This is a genomic window from Candidatus Clostridium eludens (assembly GCF_045310515.1).
In the GTDB taxonomy this organism is placed as follows: Bacteria; Bacillota; Clostridia; order Clostridiales; family Clostridiaceae; genus Clostridium_B; species Clostridium_B eludens.
Genome location: NZ_JBJHZX010000092.1, coordinates 1 through 6,734, shown reverse-complemented (window position 1 = coordinate 6,734; position 6,734 = coordinate 1). Strand labels below are relative to the sequence as shown.

At 35.1% G+C, this 6,734-nt stretch carries 5 protein-coding genes; all 5 read left to right on the top strand.

From position 1 onward, the window contains the following. The first annotated feature begins 527 nt into the window (after nt 1–527). Entirely contained in the window at nt 528–1,388 is an 861-nt protein-coding gene (locus ACJDU8_RS24960) for a COG4705 family protein (protein ID WP_406794895.1), read from the top strand. Nucleotides 1,389–1,547: 159 nt separating this feature from the next. Beyond that, nucleotides 1,548–2,153 (top strand): COG4705 family protein, encoded by a 606-nt coding sequence (locus ACJDU8_RS24955; RefSeq protein ID WP_406794896.1) that lies wholly within the window; start codon nt 1,548–1,550, stop codon nt 2,151–2,153. Between the two features lie 61 nt (nt 2,154–2,214). Next, nucleotides 2,215–2,976 carry a COG4705 family protein gene (locus tag ACJDU8_RS24950; RefSeq protein WP_406794894.1) on the top strand — a complete coding sequence of 254 codons (762 nt, stop codon included), beginning with the start codon at nt 2,215–2,217 and terminating at the stop codon, nt 2,974–2,976. Nucleotides 2,977–3,654: 678 nt separating this feature from the next. Beyond that, a complete protein-coding gene (locus tag ACJDU8_RS24945) occupies nt 3,655–5,709 on the top strand; it encodes a glycosyltransferase family 39 protein (RefSeq protein WP_406794893.1) in 2,055 nt (684 codons plus the stop codon). A gap of 471 nt (nt 5,710–6,180) precedes the next feature. After that, a partial coding sequence (locus tag ACJDU8_RS24940) for a hypothetical protein (RefSeq protein WP_406794892.1) occupies nt 6,181–6,734 on the top strand: 554 nt, incomplete at its 3' end.

Below are 6,734 nucleotides of genomic sequence, written 5' to 3'. Positions count from 1 at the left end.
ATTTTTTTTAAACCAGTTCTACCATCACCTGCTACGTCCACTTCATATCCTTCGTAGGATAGTTCTGGTTCTAGAAAGCTTACAATTTCAGCTTCATCTTCAACAATAAGAACTTTGGTCATTTTTCACCTCCTGAATTTACGTAAGTCTATGGAAAAACCGAAAAACAATGGTGTTTTTCGGTTAAAATCAACGAAAATTATATTCTATAGTAAACATAGTATAACTTTAATAAAATGTTGTAAAGGAAAAAGTAACTTATTAATGTTTTGTCTTAAAATCCCCTTTTGTACTCTTACCATTGAACTAAGGCAATCTTTTTATTTATAAAGTAATTATTAATATTTCATTAGAAAATTTTAATCAAATTTCAATGTTTCTCTTAGTAATTTTAAAGGTATCGGTATTATAATTTAAAATGTACTTTAAATTTTGGTGTACTAGTAAAATATCAACTATGAATGTTAAAGCATGTAGAATACTAGACAACTAAAAGCACATCTACTTAATTTGGAGGTAAATTATCAATGAATACAAGTATGAGTAAACCATTAGCAAACACAGCGACTCCTGTACAACATGCCTTGAATAAGGTTCCGCAAGTCACAATATTATTCTGGATTATAAAACTGTTGTCCACTTTAATGGGTGAGGCAGCATCCGATTTTCTGTCAAGACTTGGATCCCAAGATCACACGGGGGGACCTCCTCCTGGAATGGGTCAGGGCCCAGGCGGCCCTCAAGCAGGTGTATCAATATCCTTTACTCCGTTCATGGGAATCATGTGTGCGGTTCTAATCATGACGATGATACTTCAGATCAGATCGAAACGCTATGTACCATGGAAATACTGGTTAAATGTCGCAGCCGTAGCTGTTTTTGGTACAGCTGCAGCGGATGCTGTGCATTTGGGCTCTCTGATGATTACGTCTGCCGTATTTGCGTCAATCTTGGCAATTGTCCTAATAACTTGGTATGTTATAGAAAAGACTATGGATGTTCATAACATCAACACACTCCGTCGTGAGATTTTTTACTGGTCTACAGTACTTGCAACATTTATGCTTGGAACTGCTCTGGGGGATTTTACCGCTTTTAGTCTGAACTTAGGTACTTTGGTATCCGGACTCATGTTTATCGGGGTGATTGCTATACCGGCTTTGGCCTATAAACTCTTTCACATGGATGAAATATTTTGCTTCTGGTTCGCTTATATAATTACAAGGCCTCTCGGAGCCTCATTTGCAGATTGGCTAGCACATGATCGTGGGCTTGGAACCGGTCCAGTAAGTCTGGTATCAATAATAATCATTATTGCTCTTGTCGCTTATATTTCATTTACCTACAAAAAAGAAAAGGAAACTATACACAATCTTCAACTTCCATAGACAAATGAACCATTTTAAAGGAAGATTAGCACATGTATCAACTTTCAGTAATATTCTTTATTCTATTGAGCTTAAAGTATGGAAATATCTATTCCGTCAGACCATAGGTGCTCCCACAACAATATCTGTAATTTTTGAGCTCATAGATAAAAATTTTAAATAGATGTAAGGAGCAAAGCACGTAAATATACTACATGGATTTACTGGTTAAATATAGCCATCATAAGTATTTTGGGAATGATGGTAGCCGATGGCTTGCACCTTGGACCTGTTGTATCAACCATATTATTTGCAGGATTATTAGCTATTATTTTGATAACATGGTATGTAAGCGAAAAAACTCTGTCTATACATAGTATCTATACTCGCCGTCGTGAGGCCTTTTACTGGGATACTGTAATAGCTACATTTGCACTTGGTACTGCTGCAGGAGATATGACTGCAGTTTTCTTACACTTAGGTACTTTATTGTCAGGTATTATGTTTGTTGGCATAATTGCTATCCCAGCCATTGGCTACTTACTATTTGGTATGAATGATATTTTCGCCTTTGGGGTTGCCTATATAATTACACGACCTTTAGGTGCTTCCTTTGCAGATTGGATTGATGGACCTACGCGTTTCGGCGGTCTTGGTATTGAGAAAGGGCCACTCACTCTGGTTTTAATAATTATTATCATTGGTCTTGTTAGTTACATGGGAATAAAACACTTAGACGTAAAAAATATGAACCATCCTAAAGATAAGTTCCAATACGAAAACTAAACTTGCACAGGACAAACGCATAATAAAAATTTAACTCTAAAATTAAGAAAGAGGTAGAAATATGAGAAAAATACCCCAAATCACACTTCTATTTTGGATAATGAAAATTATCGCAACCACATTGGGTGAAACCGGTGGAGACCTACTGTCCCAAACAATGAACGTAGGTTATGCTGTTAGTGCATTGATATTTATTAGTCTCTTTGCAATTTTCGTAGTGTTACAGCTCACAAGTAAAAAGTATCATCCTTGGCTTTATTGGACTGTTATTCTGGCAACTAGTACGTCAGGTACAGTAATGTCAGATTTTATGGATAGAACACTAGGCCTGGGTTACGCTAAAGGTTCTTTGGTTTTGGTTTCCATTTTGATAGCTATTTTTATAATCTGGCGATTAAGCGGTAATTCACTTTCAGTAAATGAAATCAAAACTACAAATACTGAAATCTTGTTTTGGGCAGCAATACTGTTTTCAAATACACTTGGAACAGCTCTTGGAGATTTTATTTCCGACAGCTCCGGACTTGGATTTTTAGGAGGAACATTACTAATAAGCTCCCTTTTGGGACTGGTTGTCTTAGGAAAATATTTCACTAAAATATCTCAAGTATTCTTATTTTGGGCAGCATTTGTCTTAACACGCCCCTTTGGAGCAACTATGGGCGATTTTCTGTGGAAATCTCAGCAAAAAGGTGGTCTCGGGCTGGGTTCTGCTGGAACATCTGCAGTACTTGCGGTAGCGCTTGTTGTTCTAGTAGGTTATTCTACTCTTAGAAAGTTTAAACTGGAGAAAGACGAAAGTAAATTGAATCCTACTACTTAAATAAATTTGTCATTCTTCAGTACTTTAGTCTCAATATTTAGTAAACTCATAAAAATAAGCAGTTAGAGGTTATTCCCAAAAGAAACGTAAATTCTAAGAAAAAGCTTGAGGTTCTATAAATTTTTACATAGACTTACCTATAAAGAAATAAGGTATAAAATATAATAAATTCATTTAAAAGTCCAATATCGACACATTCTACTAATATTAGCATAGATTCCATGAAAATATTTAAGGTGTAAAATAAAGAAATGGTTTTTTGTCCAAAATTCATTATACGCAATTACTATAATATCCAATTATTTATATAAGCACACAATTATATGTCTCAATAATAATTTGTTTATGTTATTTCATTTACATATAGAGTTAAGCCGTAAATGTAACTGTAGGAAATTACGACTTGATTTTGTATTCAAATTTATATTGGATTAACTACTGTTCAACTGTCTTTGTTATATTTTGCGGAGTAAAATCCTGGTTCAAATTTACTCTTTCGGGACACTACTATGGGCATTTCAGACAAAATACGTCAATGCATTGGTTGCGCTTCTGCCTTGATGGAGAATAACTTCCAGTTTTTTATGATTGTCTAGTAGAAATCACATAATTATTCCGTTTTTTAGTGTTAATATAGTAACTTGAGGAAAGTAGAATATACTAAGGAGGTTATATAAATTGAAAAAAATCGAGGAAGTAAAAGAATATATTTGTCTTGCAGCTATTGTAATTATGTCTGCTGTTCTAAATTTTACAAATTTAGGAATAGAGGGGTATTCTAATCAGTATTATGCAGCTGGAGTAAAGAGCATGACCCTGAGCTTCAAGAACTTCTTTTTTGTAGCCATGGATCCTGCGGGCTTTGTTACTATTGATAAGCCACCTTTGGGTTTTTGGGTACAGGCCATATCAGCAAAAATATTTGGTTTTAACGGATGGAGCATACTTTTTCCACAAGCTCTGGCGGGAGTACTTTCCGTTGTGTTGATATATATAATTGTTAAAAAATCTTTTGGCAGTGCTGCTGGTTTAATTTCAGCCCTGTGTCTTTCTGTTACTCCTGTGTTTGTAGCAGTAAGCAGAAATAATACAATCGACAATCAACTGGTATTTGTTTTATTGCTGGCATGTTGGGCACTTTCAGCTGCGGCTAGAGAGGGAAAATTTAAATATCTTGTATTAGGCATGATACTTATAGGTATTGGATTTAATATTAAAGCATTACAAGCATATATGATCCTGCCAGCAATATATATCATGTATTTACTTTCCAATACAATTTCCATCAAAAGACGGGTTATCTACCTGTTTGCAGGTACGGCAATTTTGTTTGCAGTATCTTTTTCCTGGGCATTGATAGTGGATTCTATACCCGCAAACAATCGTCCTTATGTAGGAAGTAGTGGCAATAATACCGAAATAGGTCTTATTATAGGACATAATGGTACAGAAAGACTTAACCTTAGTAGCAACAGTAATCAGCAGAATCAAGGTCCGGGAGGCTTGGGTCAAGGAGGGCCAGGTCAAGACAGTCCGGTCCAAGAAGGGCAGGGGCATGAAGGATTGGAGCAAGGTGCCCCTAGTATGGACAAAAATTTTTCAGGTGGAGGTTTTGGGGGTGGAAGCAGGTTAGCAGGCACCATGGGAAACCAAACACCTGCAGGTATTACACGTTTGTTTTCGAAAAATATTCTTTCAGATCAGATTATTTGGTTTATTCCATTTGCGTTCTTTGGATTTATAGCAGCATCAATAAAAGAAAAATTGAGGATTAAACTGGATACTGATAAAAAGCAGGCACTAATCCTGTGGTTTATGTGGCTCCTGCCAGAATTTATATATTTCAGTTTCAATACAGGATTGTTCCATCCGCATTATTTAACAATGATGGCGCCTCCTACTGCGGCTTTGACTGGGATGGGAATCGTAACTATGTGGCAAATGTACAAAGAGGGAGGATGGAAAGCTTGGCTTTTACCATTAGCATTATTGGCAAATGGTGCAGTACAGATGTTAATGCTTTCTTATTTCTATAGTTCCTCTCAGATAGTTAAAATATTGATGGCTTTACTTATTGGGTTATGCTTTGTACCTGTATTAATATTGTCAGGGATTAACCTCTTCAAAAACAGGTCGCCTAAAATTAATAGGGTGTTGGTATGCCTGGGGATTGCAGGAATTCTGGTATCACCTATGGTTGGGTCTTGTGCTGCAATGTTTTATGCTGTGGATTCTACAAACCCTTCCGCTGGTATGGAGCTGCTGTCTTCACAGTTGGCGGGAAACCAAAGCCAAACTGGAACTAAAAATATGTATGGAAATAGCAACCGTGGATTCGACAACCAAAATATTAATACAGCTAATTTAGTTAAATTTTTAAATAATCATCAAGTGAATGGAAAAAGTCAAATTGTTGTAGCCTCATCAACTACTGCAGAAAACCTTACCGTTAATACTAATTTATACGTTGGATCTTTAAGTGGATTTGAAGGAAATGAAACTATTATGACCTTGGAACAATTTGAGACTCGTGTAAAAAGTGGAGAAATACGATATGTTTTAGCTGGTGGTGATAACAACAGTGATAATAGAAATAATTCAAACAGTAAAATTATATCCTGGGTTCAAAAAAATGGAAAACTTGTTTCCTACGCTTCAACAGATTCTTCTGAAAGCTCAAACAAAAATAACTCTGAACAAATATATGATTTGGCCGACAGTATTAAAAATTAGAAACTGGTTATTTACAGAAGTAAAACGTTAACTCCATACAAACAGCAGACTGTAATTTTTTGTACATTAATAATAATGCAATTATTAACCTTTGTATTAGGTTTAATTGGAATAATATTATGAAGCTTATATACTTAAAAAATGATTCTAATAAGAAAGCTATAGAAAAAGAGATTAACCTTATTGATGTAAAAAATTTCAAAGAAGCATATAAACAAATTAATATCAACACTTCTTATATTTAGAAATTGAGAATAGTATTCTGTTGGAAAAATAATTATCAAAGTAGAATCTTAAAATTAATTATATTACCGAAAATATACATTTATTCTTCGGTTGGTGGCAATAATGCTCCAATTACTCTTAATCTTCATGAGTTCTATAAGTTATCTCAGTTATTACAAATGAATATTATAAACTATTAATAATTAAGGAAAATAAGGAGGCTAGTAATGAAAAAGAAAAAAAATAATGCCTACCCTAGTAGCAGCTTTGATGCTTTTTACGGTAACAAATTTATCAGCATGTTCATCTAGTGGTTTAACTGCAAAATCAACACCAGGCAGTGGGCATGTTAAAAGTGTCACAGCAATTAATGAAGTATATGGAGATGGGCAAAAGGTAAGTGCCATAGCACTGCAATACGATAGTGCTATAGATACATCTAAGTTGAATACATCAGATTTTAAAGTTGAGGGAAAGACCGTTACAAAGGTATATGCTAATACTGAAGCAAAAAAATCAGATAAAGGTATAAATGGTAAATATGTCATTGCTGAGCTTGATACAACCATCAAATCTGATTCAGGAAATGGTGGCGGTAACAGTCAAAATGGAAATGCTCAGCAAGGTGCTTCTCAGGGTGGCGGTAATCAAGCGCCAGGCAACGCTGGTCCTAAATTAGGAGAAAAAGCCACTGATTCAGCTAAAAGTAAGCCATTGACAGTAAATATAACACAGAGTGGTGACATAGAAACTGTGGGAGGTCAAATATATAAGGCCGATTCAAAAGTGATGGCAAGTAC